This is a genomic window from Mycobacterium arosiense ATCC BAA-1401 = DSM 45069 (assembly GCF_002086125.1).
GTDB lineage: Bacteria > Actinomycetota > Actinomycetes > Mycobacteriales > Mycobacteriaceae > Mycobacterium > Mycobacterium arosiense.
On the sequence record NZ_MVHG01000342.1, the window covers coordinates 1 to 251 of the forward strand.

At 66.9% G+C, this 251-nt stretch carries 1 protein-coding gene; it reads left to right on the forward strand.

The window, feature by feature from the left end; all coding sequences use genetic code 11:
• The coding region (locus BST14_RS28765) for a hypothetical protein (protein ID WP_083067510.1) at window positions 1-180 on the forward strand (180 nt) is incomplete at its 5' end.
• Window positions 181-251 lie beyond the last annotated feature (71 nt).

Sequence of the window (251 nt, forward strand, 5' to 3'; positions counted from 1 at the left end):
TTGGCGTATCGGTTGCGTTGTTCGCCGGCGGGGTTGGGTCGTCGTGATGAGTTGGTGTTGGCGTCGATCGTGGAGGCGTACAGCTCGCTGGTGTGGATGGATTCGCGGAGCCGGCAGCGGCGGGTGATGGCGCTGCGGGAGGCTGTTGGGGTGTCCAGCGGTGTCGGTGGTCGCCGGTAGGGTCTGTGGTGTTGGGCACGCCAGTGGGGCGGGCCTGGGGTTCTCGACGAGGGGAGTGATGACCATGGCTG